The organism is Paenibacillus sabinae T27 (genome assembly GCF_000612505.1).
In the GTDB taxonomy this organism is placed as follows: domain Bacteria; phylum Bacillota; class Bacilli; order Paenibacillales; family Paenibacillaceae; genus Paenibacillus_AQ; species Paenibacillus_AQ sabinae.
This window is the reverse complement of sequence record NZ_CP004078.1, coordinates 3,220,422-3,246,433: the sequence shown is the minus strand read 5'-3', so window position 1 is coordinate 3,246,433 and position 26,012 is coordinate 3,220,422. Positions and strand designations below refer to the sequence as shown.

Annotated in this window: 29 protein-coding genes; all 29 read left to right on the top strand. The window is 51.4% G+C overall.

All coding sequences use genetic code 11. The features are described from left to right. Positions 1-22: 22 nt before the first annotated feature. The 29 genes from trmFO to PSAB_RS14750 all read left to right on the top strand — a co-directional run bounded on the left by trmFO (position 23) and on the right by PSAB_RS14750 (position 25,983). Complete coding sequence (trmFO, locus tag PSAB_RS14890) at positions 23-1,393, top strand: FADH(2)-oxidizing methylenetetrahydrofolate--tRNA-(uracil(54)-C(5))-methyltransferase TrmFO (RefSeq protein ID WP_025335381.1); 1,371 nt, start codon at positions 23-25, stop codon at positions 1,391-1,393. Between the two features lie 43 nt (positions 1,394-1,436). Continuing rightward, positions 1,437-1,985, top strand: coding sequence for an ATP-dependent protease subunit HslV (gene hslV, locus PSAB_RS14885; RefSeq protein WP_025335380.1), 549 nt, complete (start codon positions 1,437-1,439; stop codon positions 1,983-1,985). A 27-nt stretch (positions 1,986-2,012) separates the two neighbouring features. After that, the gene (gene hslU / locus PSAB_RS14880; RefSeq protein ID WP_025335379.1) at positions 2,013-3,416 is read left to right on the top strand and encodes an ATP-dependent protease ATPase subunit HslU; all 1,404 of its coding nucleotides are present in this window, start codon (positions 2,013-2,015) and stop codon (positions 3,414-3,416) included. Positions 3,417-3,797: 381 nt separating this feature from the next. Further along, positions 3,798-4,205, top strand: a complete 408-nt coding sequence (flgB, locus tag PSAB_RS14875) for a flagellar basal body rod protein FlgB (protein ID WP_025335378.1) — start codon at positions 3,798-3,800, stop codon at positions 4,203-4,205. 7 nt (positions 4,206-4,212) lie between these two features. Then, on the top strand, positions 4,213-4,659 hold the full coding sequence (flgC, locus tag PSAB_RS14870; RefSeq protein ID WP_025335377.1) for a flagellar basal body rod protein FlgC: 447 nt from the start codon (positions 4,213-4,215) through the stop codon (positions 4,657-4,659). An 88-nt stretch (positions 4,660-4,747) separates the two neighbouring features. Next, entirely contained in the window at positions 4,748-5,059 is a 312-nt protein-coding gene (gene fliE, locus PSAB_RS14865; protein ID WP_025335376.1) for a flagellar hook-basal body complex protein FliE, read from the top strand. A 33-nt stretch (positions 5,060-5,092) separates the two neighbouring features. After that, positions 5,093-6,679 carry a flagellar basal-body MS-ring/collar protein FliF gene (gene fliF, locus PSAB_RS14860; protein ID WP_025335375.1) on the top strand — a complete coding sequence of 529 codons (1,587 nt, stop codon included), beginning with the start codon at positions 5,093-5,095 and terminating at the stop codon, positions 6,677-6,679. A 4-nt stretch (positions 6,680-6,683) separates the two neighbouring features. After that, complete coding sequence (gene fliG / locus PSAB_RS14855) at positions 6,684-7,700, top strand: flagellar motor switch protein FliG (RefSeq protein ID WP_025335374.1); 1,017 nt, start codon at positions 6,684-6,686, stop codon at positions 7,698-7,700. Continuing rightward, complete coding sequence (locus PSAB_RS14850) at positions 7,693-8,541, top strand: FliH/SctL family protein (protein WP_025335373.1); 849 nt, start codon at positions 7,693-7,695, stop codon at positions 8,539-8,541. Before fliG ends, PSAB_RS14850 begins: the two co-directional genes overlap by 8 nt. Next, positions 8,522-9,847, top strand: a complete 1,326-nt coding sequence (gene fliI, locus PSAB_RS14845; RefSeq protein WP_038595938.1) for a flagellar protein export ATPase FliI — start codon at positions 8,522-8,524, stop codon at positions 9,845-9,847. The genes PSAB_RS14850 and fliI overlap by 20 nt, the downstream gene beginning before the upstream one ends. 9 nt (positions 9,848-9,856) lie before the next feature. Beyond that, positions 9,857-10,300, top strand: coding sequence for a flagellar export protein FliJ (gene fliJ, locus PSAB_RS14840; protein WP_025335371.1), 444 nt, complete (start codon positions 9,857-9,859; stop codon positions 10,298-10,300). A gap of 20 nt (positions 10,301-10,320) precedes the next feature. Further along, entirely contained in the window at positions 10,321-11,253 is a 933-nt protein-coding gene (locus PSAB_RS14835) for a MotE family protein (protein ID WP_025335370.1), read from the top strand. 30 nt (positions 11,254-11,283) lie between these two features. Beyond that, entirely contained in the window at positions 11,284-12,753 is a 1,470-nt protein-coding gene (locus PSAB_RS14830) for a flagellar hook-length control protein FliK (RefSeq protein ID WP_025335369.1), read from the top strand. A gap of 27 nt (positions 12,754-12,780) precedes the next feature. Then, positions 12,781-13,263 carry a flagellar hook assembly protein FlgD gene (gene flgD / locus PSAB_RS14825; protein ID WP_025335368.1) on the top strand — a complete coding sequence of 161 codons (483 nt, stop codon included), beginning with the start codon at positions 12,781-12,783 and terminating at the stop codon, positions 13,261-13,263. Continuing rightward, entirely contained in the window at positions 13,260-13,649 is a 390-nt protein-coding gene (locus PSAB_RS14820; RefSeq protein WP_025335367.1) for a TIGR02530 family flagellar biosynthesis protein, read from the top strand. The genes flgD and PSAB_RS14820 overlap by 4 nt, the downstream gene beginning before the upstream one ends. Positions 13,650-13,765: 116 nt before the next feature. Then, positions 13,766-14,584 (top strand): flagellar basal body rod protein FlgG, encoded by an 819-nt coding sequence (flgG, locus tag PSAB_RS14815; RefSeq protein ID WP_025335366.1) that lies wholly within the window; start codon positions 13,766-13,768, stop codon positions 14,582-14,584. A 179-nt stretch (positions 14,585-14,763) separates the two neighbouring features. Further along, complete coding sequence (locus PSAB_RS14810) at positions 14,764-14,988, top strand: flagellar FlbD family protein (RefSeq protein ID WP_025335365.1); 225 nt, start codon at positions 14,764-14,766, stop codon at positions 14,986-14,988. Next, positions 14,985-15,455 carry a flagellar basal body-associated FliL family protein gene (locus tag PSAB_RS14805; protein ID WP_025335364.1) on the top strand — a complete coding sequence of 157 codons (471 nt, stop codon included), beginning with the start codon at positions 14,985-14,987 and terminating at the stop codon, positions 15,453-15,455. The genes PSAB_RS14810 and PSAB_RS14805 overlap by 4 nt, the downstream gene beginning before the upstream one ends. 37 nt (positions 15,456-15,492) lie before the next feature. Continuing rightward, positions 15,493-16,491, top strand: a complete 999-nt coding sequence (fliM, locus tag PSAB_RS14800) for a flagellar motor switch protein FliM (protein ID WP_025335363.1) — start codon at positions 15,493-15,495, stop codon at positions 16,489-16,491. Further along, a complete protein-coding gene (gene fliY, locus PSAB_RS14795) occupies positions 16,481-17,818 on the top strand; it encodes a flagellar motor switch phosphatase FliY (protein WP_025335362.1) in 1,338 nt (445 codons plus the stop codon). The genes fliM and fliY overlap by 11 nt, the downstream gene beginning before the upstream one ends. Before the next feature lie 29 nt (positions 17,819-17,847). Then, positions 17,848-18,213 carry a response regulator gene (locus tag PSAB_RS14790; protein ID WP_019910416.1) on the top strand — a complete coding sequence of 122 codons (366 nt, stop codon included), beginning with the start codon at positions 17,848-17,850 and terminating at the stop codon, positions 18,211-18,213. Between the two features lie 9 nt (positions 18,214-18,222). After that, the gene (locus tag PSAB_RS14785; protein ID WP_025335361.1) at positions 18,223-18,732 is read left to right on the top strand and encodes a flagellar biosynthetic protein FliO; all 510 of its coding nucleotides are present in this window, start codon (positions 18,223-18,225) and stop codon (positions 18,730-18,732) included. Beyond that, on the top strand, positions 18,729-19,493 hold the full coding sequence (gene fliP, locus PSAB_RS14780) for a flagellar type III secretion system pore protein FliP (RefSeq protein WP_025335360.1): 765 nt from the start codon (positions 18,729-18,731) through the stop codon (positions 19,491-19,493). Before PSAB_RS14785 ends, fliP begins: the two co-directional genes overlap by 4 nt. A 22-nt stretch (positions 19,494-19,515) precedes the next feature. Beyond that, on the top strand, positions 19,516-19,785 hold the full coding sequence (gene fliQ, locus PSAB_RS14775) for a flagellar biosynthesis protein FliQ (RefSeq protein ID WP_025335359.1): 270 nt from the start codon (positions 19,516-19,518) through the stop codon (positions 19,783-19,785). A gap of 5 nt (positions 19,786-19,790) precedes the next feature. Then, the gene (fliR, locus tag PSAB_RS14770) at positions 19,791-20,579 is read left to right on the top strand and encodes a flagellar biosynthetic protein FliR (protein WP_038595934.1); all 789 of its coding nucleotides are present in this window, start codon (positions 19,791-19,793) and stop codon (positions 20,577-20,579) included. A 21-nt stretch (positions 20,580-20,600) separates the two neighbouring features. Further along, complete coding sequence (gene flhB / locus PSAB_RS14765; protein ID WP_025335357.1) at positions 20,601-21,689, top strand: flagellar biosynthesis protein FlhB; 1,089 nt, start codon at positions 20,601-20,603, stop codon at positions 21,687-21,689. A gap of 18 nt (positions 21,690-21,707) precedes the next feature. Continuing rightward, positions 21,708-23,741 carry a flagellar biosynthesis protein FlhA gene (gene flhA / locus PSAB_RS14760; RefSeq protein ID WP_025335356.1) on the top strand — a complete coding sequence of 678 codons (2,034 nt, stop codon included), beginning with the start codon at positions 21,708-21,710 and terminating at the stop codon, positions 23,739-23,741. After that, a complete protein-coding gene (gene flhF / locus PSAB_RS14755) occupies positions 23,738-25,105 on the top strand; it encodes a flagellar biosynthesis GTPase FlhF (RefSeq protein ID WP_025335355.1) in 1,368 nt (455 codons plus the stop codon). Before flhA ends, flhF begins: the two co-directional genes overlap by 4 nt. Continuing rightward, a complete protein-coding gene (locus PSAB_RS14750; protein ID WP_025335354.1) occupies positions 25,102-25,983 on the top strand; it encodes a MinD/ParA family protein in 882 nt (293 codons plus the stop codon). The genes flhF and PSAB_RS14750 overlap by 4 nt, the downstream gene beginning before the upstream one ends. The last annotated feature ends 29 nt before the right edge of the window (positions 25,984-26,012 follow it).

Sequence of the window (26,012 nt, the reverse complement as noted above, 5' to 3'; positions counted from 1 at the left end):
GACTTATGGAGGTAGTGTGAAGTTGACGGATACAGGAAAGCAGACAGCCGGTTCTCCGGCGGCGGTAACGGTAATCGGAGCGGGGCTTGCCGGGAGCGAAGCAGCCTGGCAGATCGCATCACGGGGAGTGCCGGTAAAATTATATGAAATGCGGCCGGTCGTAAAGACGCCGGCCCATCATACGGATAAATTCGCCGAACTCGTATGCAGCAACTCGCTGCGTGCCAACGGGCTCGGGAACGCTGTCGGCGTTCTGAAAGAGGAAATGCGGCGGCTCGGCTCCCTGGTTCTCGGTTCCGCCGATAAGCACGCCGTGCCGGCTGGAGGCGCGCTTGCCGTTGACCGTGACGGATTCTCCGGCGAAATTACGTCGGCGCTGCACGAGCATCCGCTTGTCGAGGTCATAAATGAAGAATTGACGCATATACCGGAGGAAGGGATTGTCGTAATCGCCAGCGGACCGCTGACGTCGCCGGCACTCTCATCCGAAATCAAAGCACTTCTCGGCGAGGAGTATTTTTACTTCTATGATGCGGCGGCTCCAATTGTCGAGAAGGATTCGATCGATATGAGCAAGGTTTATCTGGCTTCCCGGTATGACAAAGGCGAAGCGGCTTATCTTAACTGCCCGATGACGGAAGAGGAGTTCGACGTCTTCTATGATGCGCTCGTTTCCGCGGAGACGGCGGCGCTCAAAGATTTTGAGAAAGAGATTTACTTCGAGGGCTGCATGCCGATCGAGATCATGATGAAACGCGGCAAGCAGACGGCCCTGTTCGGTCCGATGAAGCCGGTTGGCCTGGTCAATCCCCATACGGGCAAACTGCCCTATGCGGTCGTTCAGCTTCGTCAGGACAACGCAGCCGGAACGCTGTATAACCTGGTTGGGTTTCAGACCCACTTGAAATGGGGCGAGCAGAAGCGGGTCTTCTCCCTGATTCCCGGTCTGGAGAATGCAGAGTATGTCCGCTATGGCGTCATGCACCGCAATACGTTCATCAATTCGCCGAAGATGCTGCATCCGACATATCAGCTGAAAGGGCAAGAGCGGCTGTTGTTCGCGGGCCAGATGACGGGAGTAGAAGGTTACGTCGAGTCGGCGGCCTCGGGACTCATAGCCGGCATTAATGCCGCTAGAATCGCTCTTGGCGAAGAGCCGCTTGTTTTCCCGGAGGATACGGTTCTTGGCAGCATGCCTGCTTACATTACTTCCGCCGATCCCAAGCATTTTCAGCCGATGAACGCGAACTTCGGTCTTCTGCCGAAGCCAGAGCGGAGAATCCGCAATAAGAAGGAAAAAAATGAGCTTCTCGCGTTCCGCGCATTGGACAGTCTGGCTGCATTCGCGGATGGCACGAGTCTGCCCCATAGCATCGGTTCCGGGTCTCTGTAGAGACCCGTATCATTTTGAGAGCATGATATAAGGAGGCTAGAACATGATTCCAAGCTTTCACGCAACAACCATCTGCGCTGTACGGCATAACGGTGAATCGGCAATCGCCGGCGACGGACAGGTTACCTTTGGAGAAAATGTGATTATGAAGACAACCGCCAAAAAAGTGCGGAGATTATACAGAGGGCAGGTCATCGCCGGATTCGCCGGCTCGGTTGCCGACGCGATCACCCTGTTTGAGAAGTTCGAGGGCAAGCTGGAGGAGCATCACGGCAATTTGCAGCGCGCTGCGGTCGAACTGGCCAAGGATTGGCGCCAGGACCGAGTTCTGCGCAAGCTGGAGGCGCTGATGATCGTTATGGATAAGAACGGCATGCTGCTCATCTCGGGCGGTGGAGAGATTATCGAGCCGGACGACGATGTGCTGGCGATCGGCTCCGGCGGCAATTTTGCACTGGCATCCGCCCGCGCACTGAAACGTCATGCCAAAGATCTCGGAGCAGCAGATATCGCAAAGGAAGCGCTTACTATAGCATCTGAGATTTGCGTCTATACCAATTCCAATATCATTGTTGAACAATTGCAGGCTTAAAGCCAGCCAGAGAGGTGGAAGATCAAGATGGTGAATCAATCGCTTACGCCCCGGCAAATCGTAGCTGAGCTGGATAAGTATATCGTTGGCCAGAAGCAGGCCAAGAAATCAATGGCGGTCGCTTTGCGCAACCGATACCGGCGCGGCAAGCTGTCTGAAGAACTGCGGGATGAAATCGTGCCGAAGAATATCTTGATGATCGGACCTACCGGTGTGGGCAAGACCGAGATTGCCAGACGCCTGGCGAAGCTGGTAAATGCTCCGTTCGTCAAAGTGGAAGCGACGAAATTTACCGAAGTCGGATATGTGGGACGCGATGTGGAATCCATGGTGCGCGACCTCGTGGAGACGGCGATCCGGATGGTCAAACTTGAGCGCACCGAGAAGGTGAAGGATCGGGCGGAAGAGCTGGCGAATGAGCGGATCGTCCGCATTCTCGCGCCATCCGGCTCGAAGAATAAAGCTCAGCGCAATCCGTTCGAGATGCTGTTTGGCGCAGGCGGGAATCAGGAGGATGCGAAACCGGAAGATACGGACGGAGACGCTTCGTTAAACGAACGCCGGCGGGGAATCCGGTTCAAGCTGCTGGCCGGGCAGATGGAAGACGATGTTATCGAGATCGATGTCGAAGATACTACACCAACCATGCTGGATATGTTCGCAGGCCAGGGGAACGACCAGATGGGGATGAACATGCAGGAGATGTTTGGAAGCCTGCTGCCGAAGCGGACCAAGAAACGGAAGCTTCCGATCCGGGAAGCGCGCAAAGTGCTGATTCAGGATGAGGCGAACAAGCTGATCGATATGGATGACGTTATTCAGGAATCCGTCGCGCGCGCGGAGCAGAACGGCATTATTTTTATCGATGAGATTGACAAGGTGGCAAGCCAGGGCAAAGGAGGAGGCCCGGATGTTTCTCGCGAGGGTGTGCAGAGAGATATTTTGCCGATTGTTGAAGGCTCTACCGTGATGACCAAGTACGGTCCCGTAAAGACCGATTATGTGCTGTTCGTGGCGGCCGGGGCATTTCATGTTGCCAAACCGTCCGATCTGATCCCTGAACTCCAGGGACGATTCCCCATTCGGGTTGAACTTAGCAGCCTGTCCCTTGAAGATTTCGTATCGATATTGACGGAACCGAAAAACGCGCTGACCAAACAATACGCCCATCTGCTCGCAACCGAAGATATTGAAGTGGAGTTTACCAAAGAAGCCATTTACGAAATTGCGAAAATCGCAGCGACAGTCAATCAGAACATGGAGAATATCGGGGCAAGACGCCTGCATACCATTTTGGAGAAGCTGTTGGAAGATTTATCGTTTGAAGCCCCCGAGCTGACGCTTGACAAAATGGTAATCACACCCGAATATGTTCGTGAGAAGCTTGCAAGCATTGCGCAAGATCGCGATCTGAGCCAATATATTCTGTAACTTCCTCCGAATGGCAGGTTCCTAGGTAAGAAGTAACAGGAGGTAGCCCGAATTGACCTAAATTAAGGGAAATTACGGAACTAACTGAGATCATAAGAAATAAATGGGTGATTAATTGTAAATAATTTCATAAAAAATCCGAAAAGTCCTATCTTTTTTGAAAAGATAGGGCTATTTTCTTATTGTAATATTATACAAATTCTACGAGAATCAATATATGTAATAATTACCTCATTTATGTCTCAATCTGTCGATCACAAAGTCCCAGATGTTTTTGCGGGAAAGATCGCTTTTTTTATCAAATTTTGTCGATTTGAGAAGGATTTCAGAAAGAGTTGTGGAATTCTTTTCATTATGATAGCTTTGGAAGGGGGATTAACATTGGGATTGCTTAACAGTATCAGTTTCCTGAGATTGCAGAGGGGAATCGATGCCGCCACCATGCGACAAAACGCACTGGCAAATAATGTGGCAAATGTCGATACGCCGGGTTTCAAGCGCTCCGATGTCTCATTCGAGAGCTTTCTGCGCGAACAGGAGAGCGGGCTTCAGCCCTCGCTCGGCGCCAAAGTGACGGACCTCCGTCATATCCGATTTGGGACTACAGGCCCTATTCCGTCCCCGGTCATTCGTACTGACGAAACCACTACTATGAACAATAACGACAACAATGTCGATATTGACCGCGAGATGGCGCTCAGCGCCGAGAATCAGCTTCGTTACAGCTCGTACGTTCAACTGTTGAGCAGCCAGATTTCGATGATGCGGACGGCAACCGAAGGGAGATAATTAAGGTATGAATTTTGGCAGCAGTTTTGGAATCAGCGCTTCGGCACTGACCGCGCAGCGGCTTAGAATGGATGTGATTTCATCCAACATTGCCAATGCGGAAACGACAAGAGCCTCCGTTGTCAACGGCAAGGCGGTGCCATACCGGCGGAAGCTGGTGGTGCTGGAATCGGCTCAAGACAACAGCTTCTCCAACATTCTGAATTCCAAAATGAACGGAGGATCTGAAGGTGTTCGCGTTCAATCGATCATAGATGATTCCTCGCCGCTCAAGCCAGTTTATAATCCAACCCACCCCGATGCGGATGCCAACGGTTATGTGTATATGCCCAACGTTGATATTACGAAGGAAATGGTAGATATGCTCTCGGCATCCCGCTCCTATGAAGCCAACGTAACGATGCTGAACGCAAGCAAAGCGATGGTAACCAAGGCGCTTGAGATTGGCAAATAGAAAATTTCAACCTATTGAATCTATTGACCTATTGTAAAAGCTTGATCGATCCGGTTAACTCTAGTGTTATTTTCAAGGAGGAGAAACATTGATACAAAATTTCACCATTGGCGCACAAAGCATACAGCCGCTTCAAATGAAGACTTCAGAGGCCCAATCATCCATAGGTCTTTCGGATAGCGCAAATAGCTTTGGCTCCTATCTTGAGGATGCGCTGAATCAAGTGGCTGCTCAGGAACAGCATGCGAAAGATATGAATAACAAGTTTGTCCTGGGGGAAGTCAATGTGGACGAAGCGATGATTTCTTCACAGCAAGCTTTGCTGAGCTTGCAGCTCACTACCCAAGTCCGGAACAAAGTGATTGAAGCCTATCAGGAAATCATGAGAACTCAAATCTAAACAATCTAGCCAAGTTTCGGATGGGGTGACACTGTGAATGAAAGATTCGTCCAGTACAGGGACAAGATTGTCCAGTATTGGAACAGATTCAGCGTTCGGCAGAAGATAATGTTCTTTTCGACGCTGCTGATCATTATCATAATAATCATTGCTGTGACGATGCAGCTTACCAAGACCGAATATGAGGTTGCATTTCAGGATTTGGACAGTACGGATGCCGCAGGAGTCATGAACTATCTGGAATCTTCAGGAATCAGCTATCGGTTAAGTCCTGACGGCAAGAGTATTTCCGTTCCCAGCACAGACGCAGCCCGAGTAAAGGTGGATATCGGTTCGCAGGGAATCGTACAGGATGGCTCGATCGGCTTTAAAGCATTTGACGAGAGCTCATCTATGATCGGATCAACGGAGAACGAATTTAATGTAAAGTACAATAACGCCCTTAACGGGGAGGTTGAACAGCTTCTACGGAGAATGCAGGGGGTTAAGGACGCCAAAGTTCTTGTCAATCTGCCCAAGGAAACGGTGTTCGCCACTCAGGACGATCAGGAGAAGGCTTCCGCATCGGTAGTGCTGAGCTTCAAGCCGGGGTTCAGACCGAATCAGGATAACATTGACGGATATTTCAATTTGGTGAAGACAGCCGTGCCGAATTTGCCCGTTGACAATATTACGATCACGAATAACGAGACCGAGCTTTATCCAACGGCCAAGGGCGGACAAGCCGGAGTGTCCAGCCAAATTGAAGAGAACTTCGTCCTTCAAAAGAAATTTGAGGATGAAGTCAAAAAGAATGTCAAGGCGTTTCTCAGTACGCTCACTGGACCCGACAAAGTCGATGTGCTCGTCTTTTCCAAGCTGAACTTTGATAAAGAGAACCGGAAAGAAGATTTGGTTACACCTGTTGACACCGAAAATATGAAAGGGATCGAAATCAGTTCCCAAATCATTAGCAATACGTACACGGGGCAAGGCAACACGAACGGTGGGGTAGCGGGAACCGGAGAAGGCGACGTGCAGGGGTATCCAAGCAGCACGAACTCCGGGAACACTTCATCAGAGGAGTCATCCGAGACAAGGAATTATGAAGTGAACAGAATCACCAAAGATATTATTGCAAGTCCATACACTGTAAAAGATTTAACCATTAATGTTGCGGTTGAACCACCTGACGGACAAAATACTTTGGATCAGGCGACATCGGACGCCATTCGTAATATTTTGGTCAATATTGTCAGAGCTTCCCTTGCCGATTCGGGGATTACCTATACTGACGCTGATTTAACTAAGAAAGTTTCGGTCTACTCGCAGCCTTTCGGCACACAAACGCCTGCCGCAGCTTCGGGAGGACTGGCGAATTGGATGATCTGGGCGATCGCGGCGGGGGCTGCGCTCGTTGGCGGCGGGGCTGGCTACCTGATCTACCGTCGGCGCCGCAAGAATGCGGAGGAAGAAGAGGAAGATGTACCGCTTCAGGTGCCTACCGAGTATCCGTCCATTGATCTGGAAAGCGTAACGAACGAGAGTCAAGTGCGCAAGCAGCTGGAAAGCCTGGCCAAGAAAAAGCCGGACGAGTTCGTCAATCTGCTGCGCACCTGGCTAGCAGACGAACAGAGGTGAACGCATGGCAAAGGCCGCACAGCAGGGGCTTAGCGGCAGGCAGAAAGCCGCCATCCTGCTCATTACACTTGGTCCGGAAGTTTCGGCCCAGATTTTCAAACATCTTAGAGATGATGAGATTGAACAGCTAACGCTGGAGATTGCCAACGTTCGCAAGATTGACAACAGTGAAAGAGACTTGATTATGTCGGAGTTTCACCAAATCTGTCTTGCTCAGGAATATATTTCACAGGGCGGCATCAATTATGCCAAGGAAATCCTTGAAAAAGCTCTGGGGCAGCAGAAGGCACTGGAAGTCATTAACCGCCTGACGGCGACGCTTCAGGTCAGACCGTTCGACTTTGCTCGCAAGGCCGATCCGAACCAGATTCTAAACTTTATTCAGAACGAAAATGTGCAGACAATCGCACTTGTTCTTTCCTATTTAAAATTCGAACAGGCTGCAGCGATTCTATCCTCTCTGCCTCAGGAGAAACAGGCGGAGGTGGCAAGAAGGATTGCCGTCATGGACAGCACTTCTCCGGAGGTTATTTCCCAGATCGAGAGGGTACTGGAGCAAAAGCTGTCCGCGACGGTTACACAGGACTATACGAATGCCGGCGGCATCGAGTCGATTGTACAAATTTTGAACGGTGTCGACCGGGGAACGGAACGCACCATTCTGGATTCTCTCGAAATACAGGATCCGGAACTGGCGGAAGAGATCAAGAAGCGCATGTTCGTCTTCGAAGATATCGTCAATGTGGACAACCGTTCCATCCAGCGTATTATCCGGGATATCGAGAATGCGGATTTGCAGCTTGCGCTAAAAGTTGCGAGCGAAGAAGTCCGCGACGTCATTTTCCGAAACATGTCCAAACGAATGGCGGAAACCTTCCGGGAAGAAATGGAGTTTATGGGGCCGGTGCGGCTGCGTGATGTGGAGGAAGCTCAGACCCGTATTGTAGCGACTATTCGCAGACTGGAAGAATCGGGTGAAATTATCATTGCCCGCGGCGGAGGAGATGACATCATTGTCTAGGTTGATCAAACACTCCCAATATGTTCCCGTTGATGTGCTCAAAAGATTGGAACTGGCCCGGCAGCATGCCGGTCTTGTCGAAGAGGAAGCCCAGCCGGAGGAAAGTGCCGAGCAGCACTATGAAGATCCTGCGCGCGAGGCGGCAGAGCAGGCGCGCCGGGAGATGCTCCGGGATGCGAAGGAATTCGCCGAAGGGCAGGTGCGCAACGCTTCGCTTGAAGCGGAGCGAATTATTGAACGGGCGCGAAGCGAGGCCGAGGATTGGTGGCGGAGCCGGAGGGAGCAGGATGAACACCTGACAGAAGCAGTGAAAGCCGAAGCTTTCAAGCAGGGCTATGACGAGGGGCTGCTGCAGGCTGAGAAGGTAATGAAGGTCAGGCTGGACGAAATGATGGCAGAAGCCCAAGCCGTACTGTCGGAGGCTTACAAGGCCAGAGATCTGATTATTCAGGAAGCCGAGCCATTTTTGGTAGAGCTAAGCTGCGACATTGCCGAGAAAATCGTGGAGAAGCAGCTGACGGTGGAGCCGGCGTTCACAATTGACCTTATAAGGCGAAACCTGGCACGCAAACGGGAGCAGGGAGTCATTTCCTTATGTGTCGCTCCCAAGCAGTTCGCTTTTGTGAATGCGGCTCGCGAAGAGCTTGTTCTGGCGATTGATTCACAGGCAGAGCTGCAAATATTGCCTGACGCAACGGTAAAGGACCACGGCTGTGTGATCCGTTCTTCGTTTGGAAGCGTCGATGCCAGAATTGACACCCAGCTTCAGGAAATCAAGAAGGAATTGATCAGGGTGGCGCTCGACAACGAGGAGCATAGAAATGGGGAACAAGATGCTTGATACCCAGAAATACAAGGATCAGCTAAGGGGAATCGATCCCATTCGAATTAACGGCAAGGTCACGCAGGTAATTGGCTTGATGGTCGAATCGGAAGGGCCGGACGCCAGTATAGGCGATGTTTGCTACATCTATCCGGCCAAAGGCAGCAAGCCGCTCATGGCCGAGGTCGTTGGCTTCCGGGACAACAAGGTGCTGCTTATGCCGCTCGGAGAATTGCAGGCAGTTGGTCCTGGCTGCGATGTGGTCGGAACAGGCAAGCCGCTTAACGTGCAGGTGGGCTCGGAGCTGCTCGGCAAGGTGCTCGATGGTCTCGGGCAGCCGCTGGACGGCTCGCTTATACCGTCTCGAATGCCTTACAGCTCAACCTTCAATATTCCATCCAATCCACTGAACCGGCCAAGGGTGCAGGAGCCGATCAGTATTGGAGTGCGGGCGATAGATGGCCTTCTGACAATTGGCAAGGGGCAGCGGGTCGGCATTTTTGCCGGATCAGGCGTAGGAAAAAGCACACTGATGGGTATGATTGCCCGAAATACATCAGCCGATGTCAACGTGATTGCGCTCATTGGCGAGCGGGGAAGGGAAGTGCTTGATTTTATTGAGCGCGACCTTGGCCCGGAAGGTCTGCAGCGTTCGGTCGTAATCGTGGCGACGTCGGATCAGCCGGCGCTGATCCGGATCAAAGGAGCCCTGATTGCTACCACCATCGCCGAATATTTTCGTGACCGGGGACTTAACGTAATGCTGATGATGGATTCTGTTACACGTTATGCAATGGCGCAGCGAGAAGTAGGCCTTGCCATAGGAGAGCCGCCGGCGATGAGGGGATACACGCCTTCGGTGTTTGCGAGCCTGCCGAAGCTGCTGGAACGTGCGGGTACGGGGCCGACCGGCTCCATCACGGCTTTTTACACGGTACTGGTCGATGGAGACGATATGAATGAGCCGATTGCCGATGCTGTCCGCGGGATTCTGGATGGCCATATTGTGCTGAACCGGAGCATCGCGAATAAAGGACATTTTCCGGCAATCGACGTGCTGGCGAGCATCAGCCGGGTGATGAAGGATATCGCTCCAAGGGATCAGATTGAAGCTGCCGAGAACGTCAAGCGGCTAATGGCGGTTTATAAGGAATCCGAAGATTTGATCAATATCGGAGCCTACCAAAGAGGGTCCAACGCCCAAATTGACGAGTCGATGCACTACATAGACAGCATCTGGAATTTCACCAGGCAGAAGGTAGACGAGAAAACAACGCTATCCGAAGTTCAACAGGCTTTAATTTCCCAGTTCTCGAGGAGTTGAGTTTATTCAATGAAATTTCATTATACATTCCAAAAGGTTGTCGACTTGAAAGGCAATGAAAAAACACAGGCGGAATGGATGCTCTCAAGTGCGATTGGAGAACTGCAGACACAGGAGAAAGACATGGTTGAACTGATGGAACAGCGGAACGGCACGTTGGTTGCCCTTCAGGATGCGGCCGAAAGGAGAACCCCCATGGCTGCGATCCTGGAAATGCAGGATTACGTTGACTACCTGGATAACTGCATTGCGCGCAAGCAAGCCGAAATCAGCCGGGCGCATGAGGAAGTTACAATGAAGCAGGAAAATTTGAATTCCAAGGCGCTCGACGAGAAGGTTTGGCTGAAAGCAAGAGATAAGGCACTGGGTATTTTTAAACAGAATATGAATTTGCGGGAGCAAAACGAATTGGATGAGATGGCTACCGTCCGCTTCGCGATGAAGTCCCTCTGACGTCTGGAGGTTATTCGGCAGTGGCACAGAACGATATGGAACTTGAAAACGAAGGGTCAGCCGGGAAGTTCGAACGGTTTCTTTTTCTGATGATACCGATTATTTTCACCCTGGTTCTGATCGGGGTTCTGCTGGCGCTCTTTAATATGGACTACCGGAACGACATGCTGCAAATCGCGAATAAAATTCCGGTTGTGAACAAATGGATACCCGATCCGAAAGGCGAGACCTCCGGGGACAGTCAATCGGCGGAGGAACAGGCGGCTAGCTCGGACGCGACTATTAAGGAGCTGAAGACCCAGCTCTCCCAGCAGGCGGAGACGGTTAAACAGCTGAATGAGCAGAAAAGCGCCCAGGACAAGCAGGTTGAGGCACTGAAGTCGCAGATCGGCGATATGCAGCAGGCCGCAAGCAGTCAGCAGCCGGTCGAAACCGAGGATGAGCACCAGAAGCAAATCGTGGCAATGACCAAGCTGTATGCAGGAATGAAGGCGTCCAAAGCGGCGGCAATCATGCAGAACATGACGACTGAGGAGGTTGTTCAGCTGCTCAGCGGGATGAATAACGACAGCAAAACGGCGATCCTGGAAAAAATGGACCCGAAAATCGCTGCGGATGTATCCGTTAAGCTAAAAGAATCAACCAATTCTTCCGATATGGCTATTGCAGCCCTTCAATCCAGATTGAAGCAGGACTCGGCGGCGACAGCGGCTCCGACCGGAAGCAGTGCAAATCTGGACAAGCAAAAGCTTAGCCAGACCTTTACCTCCATGCCTGCCACGGAGGCGGCAAAGCTGCTGACTGAAATGTACACCATCAGTCCGGATAAGGTGATTACCATTTTAAGCACTGTTACTGACAGCGTACGGTCTGGCATTTTATCCGAAATGACCAAGAACGATACGAACGGCGTCGCTGCCAAAGTTGTGAATCGTCTGATGGGCGCCAAGTAACTGTCAAGACTTGAAAGGAGGTGAAATGAAATGAGTCTCGTATTTCAAATGATCTCATTAGGCAAAGGCCCGAGCGCGAAAACGACGGCTTCTCCTGGAACGCCAAGCACTGCAGAAACCGGAATGTTCTCGAATACATTGATCCAGTCGATGGCAGGCTTAACCTCGGACCCGGCAGCGGCTTCTCCCAACAACTCGGCGGTAGTGGCGCTGCAGAACCTTCTTTTTTCGGCGCTATCCGGTTCCGCCGGGCAAGATGGAGATTCGGCAGATCTGTCCGGCAAGAAGCTCCTGGAAGAGCTGGTTCCTGACCTTTCCAAACTGGATGAACAAATCGAAAGTGACCCCGCTCTGCTGGCGGCTCTTCAAGGGTGGCTGGTTCAGGTGTCCGCTTTATTGTCAGGCAATGATGCAGCGGAGCCGCAAAATCAGGCCGCGCTCACGCCGATCGCGCAGAATCCCGCAACAGCAAGGTTTGCCGTTCAGGATCAACTCAATAACCTCGCAGCATGGATGCAGCAGGCTTCTGAGACTGGCGATGATGCCTCGGCTGGCAAAGCAATGGCACTGTTCAACAGCTTTGCGGCTGTGATAGCGCCCTATACCGGAACGGTTGCCCCGACCGATCATACGACTCACGCAGCCACAGCAGCGGCATTGGCATCCGGGTCCAATGATGCGGTTAAGCTTCCTGGGCATACGGCTCCGAAGGCCGGCGATGCAAACGCAGGAGTCACGCTTTCCAAGTCTGCCGACGTATTGATCCAACCGGACGCATCGGGACAGGCCGGCACAACCTCCTCGGATTCGCAAACGGCTTCCGGAAATTCGCTGCCGCTGAAATGGTCTTCAGCATCCGCTGAAATTCCTAAAGAGCATGTTCAAGCAAACGAAGGTACGCTGATTGATTCGGCCGCTGAACAGTCTGCACAAGGGGACAGCAGTGTCATTACCGCAGGGCAGCTCTCGATGAAGGACGGCATTACAACTGCTCCAAAGGCGGAAATACCGCAAGTGCCGGTTCACAAGTTCGCTGAGGAGATGTCCGGCTTCATTACTGGTAAACTTGAAATCGTCAAGAAGGGCGGAGTCGCTGAAGCGACCCTATCGTTATTTCCGGAACATTTGGGTCAGGTGGATGTCAAAATCACAATGCAGAACGGACATGTGGTCGCGCAGTTTATGACCGAGCATTCCGGAGCCAGGGATTTGCTGGAGAATCAAATGTCTCAGCTGCGGGCAGCACTTCAGTCCCAAGGTCTTCAAGTAGAGAAGCTCGAAGTTTCGCAGAACAATACACCGCTCCAATCGCAGCTCTTTCATGATGGGCGCCATTCGGGAACTGGAGGTCAGGCGTCGGACAGACGGTCCAAGGAGCGCAAAGATTCTTCGGACGATGCCGTCTTGGCCGCCGAGCTGGATAGTGACTGGAAAGAATGGCTGGCTAATGAACGGCAGATCACCCGTAATCCGGCAAGCCAATTCTCGGCCGAGGCTTAATGCGAATGAAAAAGGAGGTGAAAGGTAGTGGCAACCTCAAACAGCATCATATCAACAAGCAATGTATGGCCGAATTATTCGGCAGCCAACAGTGCAAGCAGCAGTGCGGGCAACGCATCGCTTGGAAAAGACCAATTTTTAAAAATACTGATTACGCAGCTTCAGAATCAGGACCCGATGCAGCCGATGGAAGACAAGGAATTTATCGCTCAAATGGCTCAATTCTCATCGGTTGAGCAGCTCATGAACATTTCGGGTCAATTGACGGCGCTTAATCAATCGCTAGGTTCGGTTTCCGGCCTGATCGGGAAAAATGTCAGCTGGCTCGACAGTTCCTCCTCAGATGAGAAATCGGGAACGGTAGATTCTATTGTGGTCAGCGGCGGCGTTCAATACGCGATGGTCGGAAAGGAGAAAATCGCCCTTACCGATATTACTAGAATTCAGGACGGCAGCGGCGGCTCCACGGCGGAAACTGCAGGCGGCGGAGGAAGCGGGGCGGCGTCATGAACGATAAGATGACCGTTGGACAGATGTATACGGGCGTCCGGCACCCCGGTTATTTACAGCGACCGAGTGCTGGCAATAATGCCGTACTTCCATCATCGGACGAATCCTTCGAGAAAGTCCTTCAGCGAAAGCTGCTGAAATTCAGCAATCATGCAGCCAAACGCTTGGAACAGCGCGGTATTCAGCTCGGAAACAAGCAGCTTGACCAGATTTCCTCAGCCGTGGACAAAGCGGCGGCCAAAGGCAGCAAGGAATCGCTGATACTGATGAACAATTTGGCATTGATTGTAAGTGTAGCGAACCGTACCGTTGTGACGGCAATGGATGGCGATTCGATGAAAGACAATGTATTTACCCAAATCGATAGCGCAGTTATTATTTCTTGATCCGGCTGGACCTAACGGAGAGCCGGAGCGACCGCCGACCGACTGACGCGGTCCATCTCTGAGAGTCATATCAAATTTACCTGAGCGATCAAGCTCCATTTCTGGGAGGTAATATCATGTTAAGATCCATGTACTCCGGTGTATCCGGGATGCGCGGTTTTCAAACGAAGCTGGACGTTATTGGCAATAACATCGCGAATGTCAATACGGTTGGCTTCAAAGCGGGCCGCGTAATGTTCAAAGATATTATGAGCCAGACGATCTCCGGTGTTTCAGCTCCGGTTGACGGCGCACAGGGCGGCGTCAACTCCAAGCAAATTGGACTAGGCGTAAGCATCGGGTCCGTTGACACGCTGCACTTGGCCGGAAGTGCCCAAACAACGAATAATCCGACTGATCTGCGGATCGACGGAGACGGCTTCTTTTTGGTAAGGCTGACTGATGATCAAGCCACCCCGTTTCTGACTCGGGCCGGGGATTTCCATGTTGACGCGAGCCGCAATCTGGTTACCTCCGACGGTCTTCATGTGCTGGACTCTGGCGGCGAGCCGATCGTGATTGGAGAGGATGTTACCGCGTTCTCCATTTCCAACGACGGGACGATCATCCAGACGATGGCCGACGGAACGACTGAGCCTGGAGTTCAGATCGGTGTAGCCAAAGTAAGCAACCCGCAGGGCCTGGAGAAAATCGGAGGCAATCTCTATCGTATGACCTTGAATGCCAACGCGGGCGGCGCTTTGGAACCTACAACCGCCAACAATACGGCAGCGGGTACCGGAGCGATAGTCGCAGGGCAGTTGGAAATGTCCAATGTCGATCTGACGGGCGAATTTACGGAAATGATCGTCGCTCAGCGCGGCTTCCAGGCCAACTCCCGGATTATTACAACATCGGATGAGGTGCTTCAGGAAGTCGTCAATCTGAAACGCTAATTAATTGAGATTATACCGGCAGTCATTTTTTCAATATACTTGGCTGCCGGTCTTGCAGTATAATAGTTTCGTTTCGCTTTTTTAAGTTTTTCTATATTTAACCGGTTTATATTTTTACGGGAAACGAGTGCCGCCTAGTCAGGACGGTACAGCCGTTTCTCCTTATTAGGAGGCCTCGCATGATCTCGGTAACACGATTAAACGGATCGCCAATGTGGCTGAATGCCCTGCTGGTGGAAATGGTGGAGGAAAGCCCGGATACCTATATCACACTTGTGACGGGCAAAAGGCTGATCGTTCTTGAAAAAGCCGATGAAGTTATTGCGAAAATAAGGGACTACAATAAGGAAATCGGCGCCCATTCAGCCACCATTAAAGTCCATACTCAGGAGGAGCCTTCATGAAAAAGATGCTGCCTTGGCTCATTACGATTTTGCTTGCGATTACGTTGATCGTGGTTGCCGCCTTTTTACTGATGAATAAATGGTTTGCGAGCGACACCGGTAACGCGGTGAACGACGCGGCACAGCAGGTGGAAACTAAAAAACTGACCGCGGACGAAATAGTAGCCATGACTTCGGAAATAACCGATATTAAAACGAATCTTGCTGATCCAAATTATATCGTTTCTATAAATTTTGCGTTCCAACTGGATACCGAAACGGCTAAGGAAGAATTCGAGAAAATCAAGGAAATCAAAATCAAACCGCTGATAATCAAGACGCTGGCCGATGAGAAGCCGCAGGATTTGAACGGAGCGGCCGGAAAAGACCGGCTCTGCAGCAAGCTGGTTAACTTAATCAATAACGTACTGCCAGAAGGTAAGCTGACCCAGGTTGAGATTACTAATTATATTTTGGCAACGATCTAGACTGCGGATTCCGAGTATTTTTACGGGGGGTGATTGAATGGTTGATGTACTGTCGCAAAATGAGATTGATGCCCTGCTTGCAGCTCTCTCATCCGGCGAGATGGACGCCGACGAGCTCAAAAAAGAAGAAACCCAGCGCAAAATTCGTTCCTATGATTTCAAACGGGCTGTTCGCTTTTCAAAGGATCATATCCGAAGCCTGACACGTATTCATGAAAACTTTGCGCGCTACCTTACGACGTACTTTTCGGCGCAGCTGCGAACCTTTGTACAGATCAGTGTCGTTCAGGTAGAGCAGCTGCCATATGATGAATTCATCCGTTCCATCCCCAAGATGACGATATTGAACATTTTTGAGGCCGAACCCTTGGAAGGCAGAATGGTGCTGGAAGTGCATCCGAATATCGCCTTTGCCATGCTGGACCGGCTGCTTGGAGGCGTCGGAACAGCGCCTTCCAAAATAGCAGCCCTAACCGAGATCGAAACGACCATAATGGAGCGCATATTCAGCAGATGCTTCGAAAGCCTTCAGGAGGCCTGGAAGACGGTGCTTGACATTGAACCCCGTATGGAGGCGCTGGAGACCAATCCGCAGTTCATGCAGATTGTATCCCCTAACGAAACCATCGCGCTGATCTCGCTAAGCACGAAGATTGGCGATACGACGGGCATGATTAATCTATGTATTCCGCACGTTGTTCTTGAACCGATTATGTCCAGGCTATCTGTCCATCAATGGTTTGTATCGGAGAAAAAGCTGCGGGACGAGCAGGAAATAGAGGCGATCAAGGCCAGTGTGAGCCGGGCGCAGCTGCCGGTTGTAGCCGAACTGGGGGAATCCACGATTTCTATATCCGAATTCCTCGGCCTGAATATCGGGGACGTCATCTCGCTGAACAGGACCGTTAATACCGGACTGTCGATCAGAGTAGGAGACAAGCTGAAATTCATCGGTAGTCCGGGTATGGTCAAGGACCGGGTAGCTGTGCAAATTGACGAGATTGTCAGCGAAGGAGTTGTAGAACGTGACGAGTAAAGATTATTTATCCCAGGAAGAAATCGACGCTCTTTTAAGACAATCGGCGGGGGGAAGCGAGGAAAGCGTACCTTCCGAAAAGACGGTAGATGATTATCTGACGCCGTTTGAACAGGATGCGTTGGGGGAAATTGGAAACATTACGTTTGGCAGCGCCGCAACAGCGCTTTCGACTCTGCTGGGCAAAAAAGTGGACATTACCACTCCAAAAGTTTCTATTATTAAGCGCAGTGAGTTTGAAGAAGCCTTTCCTAAGCCTCATGTTGCTGTTCATGTCCAGTATGTGGACGGATTTCAGGGCATTAACTCACTCGTAATCAAAATTCGCGACGCCCAGGTTATTGCCGATCTCATGCTTGGCGGAAACGGAGAGCCGAAAGACGAAGAGCTGAATGAGATTCACGTCAGCGCCGTACAAGAGGCCATGAATCAAATGATGGGCTCCTCCGCTACGTCGATGTCGACCATCTTTAACCGGTTTGTCAACATATCGCCGCCTGATATCGATATTCTTAATATGTCAAGCGGCGAGGGAGTTGGAAGCCTGCCGGAGGACGAGACACTGATTCGAATTTCGTTCCGTCTTATCATTGGCGATTTGATCGATTCGACGCTCATGCAGCTGCTCCCGGTACAGTTTGCCAAGGATATGGTTACTATGCTCCTTGGCGACGTTGCGGCTTCGAGCGAGCCGGCAGCAGCTGTGGAAGCGCCGGCGATGCCGGAAGCGCCACAGTCTGCGCCTTCGCCGCAGCAGCCCACACCGGCAGCTCAGCAGCCGCCGCAGTCGGCCCCTGAACAGCAGACTCCTCCTATGCAGCCGCCGTATCCGGGAATGCCGGAAGGAGGGTATTATTATCCGCCTTACGGTATGCCGCCTTATGGTATGCCAGGGATGCCGCCATATGGTATGCCCCCACAGGGAATGCCCGGACAACCGGGAATGCCGCCGCAGGGAACGCCTTATTCGCAGACCCCGCCGCAATCTTCTCCGCCGAACCGAAACGTCAATGTTCAACCGGTACAGTTCGGCAATCTCAGCGGCAACGTTTTTGGAAATATTGACGAAAATAATTTGAACTTACTGATGGACATACCCCTGAAAGTAACCGTAGAATTAGGAAGGACCCAGAAGCAAATTAAGGATATTCTTGAAATGTCGCAGGGATCGATTATCGAGCTGGACAAGCTCGCCGGCGAGCCCGTCGATATTCTGGTGAACAACAAGCTGATTGCCAAGGGGGAAGTTGTGGTAATCGACGAAAACTTCGGCGTTCGCGTAACGGATATTGTAAGCCAATGGGACCGAATTCAAAAACTACAATAAAAGCATAATTTAGGGAGGATTTTGTAAAAATGGCTAACCGAATTCTGATCGTGGACGATGCTGCATTTATGAGAATGATGATTCGCGACATTTTGTCCAAAAATGGATTTGAAGTAGTAGGAGAGGCTCAGGACGGTTCCCAGGCAATTGAGAAGTTCAAAGAACTGCGTCCCGACCTGATCACCATGGACATTACCATGCCTGAAATGGACGGTATCGCCGCTCTGAAAGAAATCAAAAAAGTGGACGCCAACGCCAAGGTTATTATGTGCTCCGCCATGGGTCAGCAGGCTATGGTTATTGACGCAATCCAGGCGGGAGCGAAGGACTTTATTGTCAAGCCTTTCCAAGCGGACCGCGTTATTGAAGCCATCAACAAAACGCTGGGCGTGTAGGAAGAGCCCATGTCCGGCACAGGCAATTACTTGCTGAACCTGCTCAATGTTATTTTTGTGCTGGCGGTCATTATCGTGATCATCATTCTGCTGATTCGGTTTCTGGGACGGCGCAATCAGACTTGGATGAGCGGCCGGTCCATGCGCACCCTGGGTGCGGTGGGGCTCGGTCCGGGCAAGTCGATGCAGATCATTGAAGTTGGAGGGAGCCTTTATTTGATCGGCGTAGGCGATAATGTGTCCATTCTGGATAAAATCACCGATCCCGAAGAAGTGGCGATGATCATATCGGCATTCGAGGAACAGTCCGTTTCCGGCGGAAACTTCCTCGTTCCGCTGATTTCCAAGGTGAAGGGAAGGCTGCGCGGGGAAGTTCCGTCTCAGGAAATGGAGCTGAATGAAACTTCTTCTTTCTATGAGCTGCTGCAGTCCAAGCTGCGATCCGCTCCGGACCGGAACAAGCAGATCGAGGAGCTGCTTGGCGGCGAAGACCAAAAGGACAGGCAGGGGAAATTATGAACAAAAAGCTTTTAATTGCCTTCCTCCTGATTGGCGTAGTCAGTTTTCTGGCTCTGCAACCGATCTATGCCGCCGAGCCGATTCCGAATATAGATATACAGGTTGGAGGAAATGGCAGTCAAGGCGGCACCAGTTCCATTTCCATTTTGCTGCTGGTTACGGTTCTGAGCGTGGCTCCGGCTTTTTTGGTCCTGATGACCAGCTTTACCCGGATCGTCATCGTGCTGGGCTTCATTCGCACTTCGCTCGGAACGCAGCAGATGCCGCCAAACCAGGTGCTTGTAGGACTTGCTCTTTTTCTGACGCTGTTCGTTATGGCACCAACCTTTTCGACGGTGAATCAGACGGCGCTTCAGCCTTATATCAAAGGCCAGATTACGCAGACGGAAGCTTTTAACAAAGCCGCCGATCCGATGAAAAAATTTATGTTCAAATATACGCATGAGAAGGACCTGCTGCTGTTCATGAAATACAACGGCTATACGGGGAACAACAAACCGGCCAGCTATTCCGATATTCCGCTGACGGTGCTCGTGCCTTCTTTTGCAATGAGTGAATTGAAAACGGCTTTTCAAATGGGCTTTATGATTTTCATTCCTTTTTTGATTATTGATATCGTGGTTGCCAGCACATTGATGGCCATGGGGATGATGATGCTTCCGCCAGTGATGATCTCGCTGCCTTTTAAAATCATGCTGTTTGTGCTGGTGGACGGTTGGTATCTGGTGGTTAAATCGCTGCTGCTCAGCTACGGCACCTGACAGGAGATAGGAGGCGAAGGATATCAGTACGGAATTTATTATCGGTCTTGCGGGTCAGGCGGTGTATCTGATGCTTGAAATCAGCGCACCCATGCTTATTTTCGGTCTGGTTGTCGGACTGATTATCAGTATTTTTCAGGCAACAACCCAGATTCAGGAGCAGACGCTGGCTTTTGTCCCCAAAATCGTCGCCGTGCTGCTGGCCCTGCTTCTGTTCGGTCCCTGGATCGTGACGAAGCTTACAGACTTCACATCCCAGATCCTGGGTAATCTTTATTTGTATATCGGATGAACACCATGATCGATTCCATCTTGAAAGGTTTACCTGTCTTTTTGCTTATTTTTTGTCGAATTACTGCTTTTTTTGTTGTCGTGCCTGTCTTTTCTTCCCGAGGCGTACCAGCAGCGTTCAAAATCGGCATTTCCTTTTTCATCTCGCTCATCGTATTCAGCGCTAGGGGAACAGGCGTCACGGTGCCCGAAGATCTTGGTATTATTTTGCTGATCATCAGGGAATCCCTGATCGGGCTGCTGCTCGGATATATGGGTTATCTGATGTTCATGGCGATCCAAACGGCCGGCTCATTTATCGACATCCAGATCGGCTTCGGGATTGCGAATGTCATTGATCCGATGACGGGTGCGTCCTCGCCCTTGCTTGGCAATTTTAAATACATGATCGCGCTGCTGATGTTCCTGGGGATGAACGGTCACCATTATCTGCTGGATGCCATTATTAACAGTTATCATTGGGTGCCTTTGGATAATCAGCTGCTGGTGAAATTGATGAACGGAAATCTGCCGGATTTCCTGATGCGGTCGTTCGCGCAGTCGTTCGTGCTCGCGTTTCAAATGTCCGCTCCACTCGTGGCCGCGCTATTTTTGACGGATATCGGACTTGCTTATCTGGCTAGAACCGCGCCGCAGTATAATGTGTTCGTCATCGGCGTTCCGCTGAAGATCATTGTCGGTCTGGTGCTGCTGCTTGTGTTAATGCCAACGCTGGCTGCGCTTTTTCAAAGCCTGTTCAATATTATGTTCGAATCGATGCGCAATTTGCTCACCTTGATGGGGAACAGTCCTTAAATGAAGTAAGGAGGGCCGGAATTGGCCTATCGATATCAACTCGATCTCCAGCTGTTCGGCGGAGAGAAGACGGAAAGGGCGACACCGAAGAAGCGGCAGGATGCCCGCAGAAAGGGTCAAATTGCCAAAAGCGCCGAGCTTTCGGGCTCGATCGTCCTGCTTGCCGGGGTGCTGAGCCTGATGATGTTCGGAGGATTTTTGAAGGAACGGGTTATGGCGCTGTTTACTGACGTCTTTCTAAACCGGCTTACGATGGAGGTCACCCCGTCCAATGTACGTCAAATGCTGAACGAATACGGGATGCAGATTCTGATTATGCTCGGACCTTTAATGGGGATTACCTTTGTAATGGCACTCGCCTCCAGCGTGGGACAGGTTGGTTTTATGGTAACGGGTGAGGGAATTACCCCCAAGTTCAGCAAAATCAATCCGATCAAGGGCTTCCAAAACATTTTTTCCATGCGTTCTTTTGTCGAAATGCTGAAATCGATCTTAAAGCTGGTAATCATAGCCTATCTCGTATACAGCACGTTGTGGGGGCAGAGAAAAGATTTCGCATCACTGGCTCATACCGGCACGGAGAGCATTTTTCACTTTACCGCTAAATTAACTCTTGTTCTTGGCATCAAAATCGGTGTGGCCTTATTCATTATGGCAGTGCTCGATTATATGTACCAGCGCTACGAACATGAGAAGAGTCTGAGAATGTCCAAACAGGAAATCAAGGACGAATACAAAAAAATGGAAGGCGATCCGCTGATCAAAGGTAAAATTAGGGAGCGCCAGCGCCGGATGGCGATGCAGCGGATGATGCAGGAAGTGCCCAAAGCCGATGTCATTATTACGAACCCGACTCATTTCGCTGTCGCATTGAAATATGACGGTTCGAAGATGGAGGCGCCGCAGATTGTGGCCAAAGGCCAGGATTATGTTGCACTCCGCATCCGTGAGCTTGCCAAGGAACACGGCGTAATGACGATGGAGAACAAGCCGCTTGCACGGGCGCTGTTTCAAAGGTCGGAGATTGGGGATTCGGTTCCCGCGGATCTGTTCCAGGCGGTCGCCGAGGTGCTGGCTTATGTATACAAGCTTAAAGGCAGAAAGAGATAGCAGGGGAGGTAGAATGCATTGAAAGCTAAAGATTTAACTGTGTTGATCGGCATTATCGGCATTGTGCTGATGATGATTCTGCCTATTCCTTCAGGACTCCTCGATTTTCTGCTGATTGTCAATATTTCGATTGCGCTTACGATTATTCTCGTGGCGATGAATACGAAGGAGCCCCTTCAGTTCTCCATCTTTCCGTCGCTGCTGCTGATCACGACCTTGTTCCGCCTGGCACTGAACATCTCTACAACCAAGCTGATATTGGCCGAGGGCAATGCCGGTTCGGTTGTGGCTACGTTCGGAGGCTGGATTGCCCGGGGACAAATCGCCATCGGTTTTATCGTTTTTCTGATACTCGTTGTTGTTCAGTTCATCGTTATCACCAAGGGTTCGGAACGCGTTGCCGAGGTAGGTGCGAGATTTACGCTGGATGCAATGCCAGGCAAGCAGATGAGCATCGATGCCGATTTAAACGCGGGTATGATCAACGAGCAGCAGGCTCGTGAGCGCCGGCAAAATGTGGAGCGTGAAGCTGACTTCTACGGGGCGATGGACGGGGCGAGCAAATTCGTCAAGGGAGATGCAATCGCCAGCATTATCATTCTGCTGATCAATTTGATCGGCGGCTTTATTATCGGGGTTGCCATTCACGGGAAGCCCTTTCAAGAAGCGCTGTCAACCTATTCCGTTCTGACGATCGGGGACGGTCTGGTCAGCCAAATACCTGCTCTGCTCATTTCGACCGCGGCCGGCTTGATCGTAACTCGGGCTTCTTCGGATGGCAATTTAGCGGAAGATTTGACAGGGCAATTATTGTCTTATCCGAAGCTTTTGTATATCGTGGCGATAACTGTTGCGTTTTTGGGACTTTTTACACCGATTCATGCGATCACCACGCTTCCGCTTGCAGGACTTATGGCCTTCGCCGCTTATAGGATGACCCAGAACTTAAGCCGTAAGGCCATCGCGGAAGAGCAGCTGGTTGAAGAGAAGCAAATTGAAGAGGTGCGCAGTCCGGAGAGCGTGATCAGCCTCCTGAGCGTCGACCCGATTGAATTCGAGTTCGGCTACGGGCTGATTCCGCTGGCGGATACTCAGCAAGGGGGCGATTTGCTGGATCGAATCATCATGATTCGACGGCAGTGCGCGCTTGAAATGGGACTTGTCGTACCGGTTATTCGCATTCGCGACAATATTCAACTAAAACCGAATGAATATGTCATAAAAATAAAAGGAAATCAGGTCGGCGGCGGTGAATTACTACTTAATCACTATTTGGCAATGAGTCCCGGGTATGATGACGAGTCGATTACCGGCATTGAAACGGTCGAACCGTCGTTCGGATTGCCTGCTTTGTGGATCGATGAATCGGTTAAGGAACGGGCTGAACTTGCGGGCTATACCGTGGTGGACCCGCCATCCGTCGTGGCTACTCACTTGACCGAGCTGATCAAGCGTCATGGCCATGAACTGATCGGGCGGCAGGAAACGAAAACGCTCGTCGACAATATTCGCGAAAATTATCCTGTTCTGGTCGATGAACTGATTCCTTCCGTTCTCACCATCGGGGATTTGCAGAAAGTGCTGGCCAAGCTGCTGCGTGAAAAGATTTCGATCCGGGACTTGGTTACCATTTTTGAAACCCTTGCCGATTATGGCACTTATACGAAAGATCCTGATGTTCTTACGGAGTATGTAAGGCAGGCTTTGTCAAGACAGATCACCCAACAGTTCTCACAATCGGGAGAAACGCTGAAGGTGATTACAGTAGGACCGTCGCTTGAGAAAAAGATCGCCGAAAGCGTTCAGCAATCGGAGCACGGCAGTTATCTGGCACTTGATCCCGTCTCTACCCAAACGGTGTATCAGCGTCTAATGGAGCAAATCAACCGTCTCTTGCAGTCGGGACAGCAGCCTATTGTGTTGACTTCGCCTACCATCCGCATGTATTTGCGGCAGGTGATCGAGCGGACGATGCAGGATATTCCGGTGCTGTCGTACAGCGAACTGGAGCCTAATATTGAAATTCAAAGCGTTGGAGTGGTGAATCTATGAGAGTGAAGCGTTACGTTGTCGATACGATGCCGGACGCCATGCATTCCATTCGCAGCGAGCTAGGAAGCGACGCCGTAATCCTGAGCACGAAGGAGATCAGAACCGGCGGGTTCATGGGAATGTTCCGAAAAAAGAAAATTGAAGTCGTTGCCGCGGTTGAAAATGAGCAGAAGAAGACGGCGGGCGGGGCACGGGAAGCTTCACCTGCCGCTCCAAGAGCAGGTGTCCCGAACGCCTACCGTCAGGCCTACGCTGCGGCTTCGTCATCGGCCAATGCCGCCCCGGGAGTTTCGGAGCCGCCACGAAGCTTTGCCGAAATTGCCGCTGCACTTCAAGACGCGGCCGGGAAACAGGGCGCAGTAGCCGTGCTGCCGGAGAAGGCGGAACTGTTGCCAGAAACGCCGGTTCAGGCGGCTGAGGAAGAAGCCGGCCCGGAGCAGCCTAAGGTAGCTCCTTCCAGCACTTTCGCCATTCCCGAACGGACTGCAGACGAAGGTATTCTTACTGAAATTAAAGAAATGAAGCAGTGGATCGAACGGATCGCCCGGCAATCCGCCGAATCAAGGGAGCTGCCGGATCGGCTGGAGCGCCTGCGGGAGCGGCTGATTGAACAGGAAATGGACACGGCGCTGATCGAGGAATGGATTGGGGAGGTGCTGGAGGCCTGGAATCAAGCCGGAAGGCAGTGGCCACAGGAGAAATTCGATGAGGCGGTCAAAGAGCAGGTGCTCCATTTCCTGTCGACACGAATTGGAGGGGGAATCGCCCCGGATACAAAGCTGCTGTACGTCGCCGGTCCGACCGGTGTGGGGAAGACGACCACTTTGGCGAAGCTTGCTGCGGACCAGCTGTTCCGGCATGGCCGGAAGGTCGGGTTGATCACCTCCGACACATACCGCATCTCTGCGGTTGAACAGCTTCGTACGTATGCGTCCATCCTGAATGTGCCTCTGGAGGTTGTTCAGTCCCCGGGGGATCTGCAGCGGGCATTGTCCCGGCTGGAGAGCTGCGATCTGGTGCTGATGGACACCGCGGGAAGGAACTTCCGCAACGAACTGCTTGTTGCCGAACTTCAAAGTCTGCTCGCGCAGACATTGAAGAGCGAGACGTACTTGGTCCTCAGCCTCACATCGAAGAGCAGGGACATGAAGCTTATTACGGAGCATTTCAGCAAATACCGGCTGGATAAGATCATCATTACGAAGCTGGACGAAACGGGAAGCTTTGGACCCGTCTTTAATTTACTGAACGATTACCCGCTTTCGCTTTCCTATATGACCAACGGCCAGAATGTACCCGACGATTTGCTTCTGCCATCCGAAGAGCTGCTGTGCGGTTTGCTGCTTGGAGCGGGTGAACAATGATGGACCAGGCGCAATCGTTACGACAGCTTGTCGCCGGACAGAACCGGGTGATTAACGAAAGTGGAGAACATTCGGCGCGGATTATTACCGTTTGCAGCGGAAAAGGCGGGGTAGGGAAGTCGAATTTCACTCTCAATTTTGCGCTGTCACTCAAGAGTTTAGGCAAAAAAGTTCTTCTCTTCGACGCCGATATCGGTATGGCCAATTTGGATGTGCTGATGGGCGTTACCCCAACATACAATCTTTACCATTTGTTGGGCAGAGAAGCCGGAATTGAGCAGATTATTCAAATCGGTCCCGAACATCTGCCATTTATCGCGGGGGGATCTGGAATGGAGGAACTGTTCTCGCTGTCGGAGAGCGACCTGAATTACTTCACTTCCCAGATTTCCGCGGTCGCCGACGATATGGACTTTATTCTCTTCGATACCGGCGCGGGTCTGTCCAAGGAAACGATGAAATTCATCGCCTCCGCCGACGATTGCCTTGTTGTCACAACGCCCGAGCCGACGGCGATCACCGACGCCTACGCCCTGATGAAAGTGGTGCACAAAAGTCATCCCCATGTCCCGTTCAAGCTGATCGTCAATCAAGCATTTGACACCAGGGAAGCGGATGCGACTAGCGAGAAAATCCGGATGGCCGCCCAGCGGTTCCTGCAGCTGGATATCCCGTTTCTCGGTTATATCACCAGCGACACGCATGTGGTTCAGGCGGTCAAACGCCAGATCCCGTTCACGATGGCGTATCCGAATAGCGTTGCTGCAAAGGATGTTCGCAGATTAACGCTGCAGTACTTGTCCTCCCAGCGGCCTCCTGCCCCGGCGGGACCTCAAGGAATAAAGGGCTTTATCAGCAAGTGGCTTCGACGTAAATAAGAAATGTTCTGAATTCGAGGACAGAGGTG

Excerpts from the sequence above, each read along its gene's own strand:
- fliR (WP_038595934.1), top strand. The coding sequence starts at position 19,791 with ATGATCGATTCCATCTTGAAAGGTTTACCTGTCTTTTTGCTTATTTTT.
- PSAB_RS14790 (WP_019910416.1), top strand. The coding sequence starts at position 17,848 with ATGGCTAACCGAATTCTGATCGTGGACGATGCTGCATTTATGAGAATG.
- fliP (WP_025335360.1), top strand. The coding sequence starts at position 18,729 with ATGAACAAAAAGCTTTTAATTGCCTTCCTCCTGATTGGCGTAGTCAGT.
- fliI (WP_038595938.1), top strand. The coding sequence starts at position 8,522 with ATGGGGAACAAGATGCTTGATACCCAGAAATACAAGGATCAGCTAAGG.
- PSAB_RS14785 (WP_025335361.1), top strand. The coding sequence starts at position 18,223 with ATGTCCGGCACAGGCAATTACTTGCTGAACCTGCTCAATGTTATTTTT.
- PSAB_RS14805 (WP_025335364.1), top strand. The coding sequence starts at position 14,985 with ATGAAAAAGATGCTGCCTTGGCTCATTACGATTTTGCTTGCGATTACG.
- hslV (WP_025335380.1), top strand. The coding sequence starts at position 1,437 with ATGATTCCAAGCTTTCACGCAACAACCATCTGCGCTGTACGGCATAAC.
- fliJ (WP_025335371.1), top strand. The coding sequence starts at position 9,857 with ATGAAATTTCATTATACATTCCAAAAGGTTGTCGACTTGAAAGGCAAT.
- fliM (WP_025335363.1), top strand. The coding sequence starts at position 15,493 with ATGGTTGATGTACTGTCGCAAAATGAGATTGATGCCCTGCTTGCAGCT.
- PSAB_RS14810 (WP_025335365.1), top strand. The coding sequence starts at position 14,764 with ATGATCTCGGTAACACGATTAAACGGATCGCCAATGTGGCTGAATGCC.
- flgC (WP_025335377.1), top strand. The coding sequence starts at position 4,213 with ATGAATTTTGGCAGCAGTTTTGGAATCAGCGCTTCGGCACTGACCGCG.
- PSAB_RS14830 (WP_025335369.1), top strand. The coding sequence starts at position 11,284 with ATGAGTCTCGTATTTCAAATGATCTCATTAGGCAAAGGCCCGAGCGCG.
- PSAB_RS14820 (WP_025335367.1), top strand. The coding sequence starts at position 13,260 with ATGAACGATAAGATGACCGTTGGACAGATGTATACGGGCGTCCGGCAC.
- hslU (WP_025335379.1), top strand. The coding sequence starts at position 2,013 with ATGGTGAATCAATCGCTTACGCCCCGGCAAATCGTAGCTGAGCTGGAT.
- flhF (WP_025335355.1), top strand. The coding sequence starts at position 23,738 with ATGAGAGTGAAGCGTTACGTTGTCGATACGATGCCGGACGCCATGCAT.
- flgG (WP_025335366.1), top strand. The coding sequence starts at position 13,766 with ATGTTAAGATCCATGTACTCCGGTGTATCCGGGATGCGCGGTTTTCAA.
- fliG (WP_025335374.1), top strand. The coding sequence starts at position 6,684 with ATGGCAAAGGCCGCACAGCAGGGGCTTAGCGGCAGGCAGAAAGCCGCC.
- PSAB_RS14750 (WP_025335354.1), top strand. The coding sequence starts at position 25,102 with ATGATGGACCAGGCGCAATCGTTACGACAGCTTGTCGCCGGACAGAAC.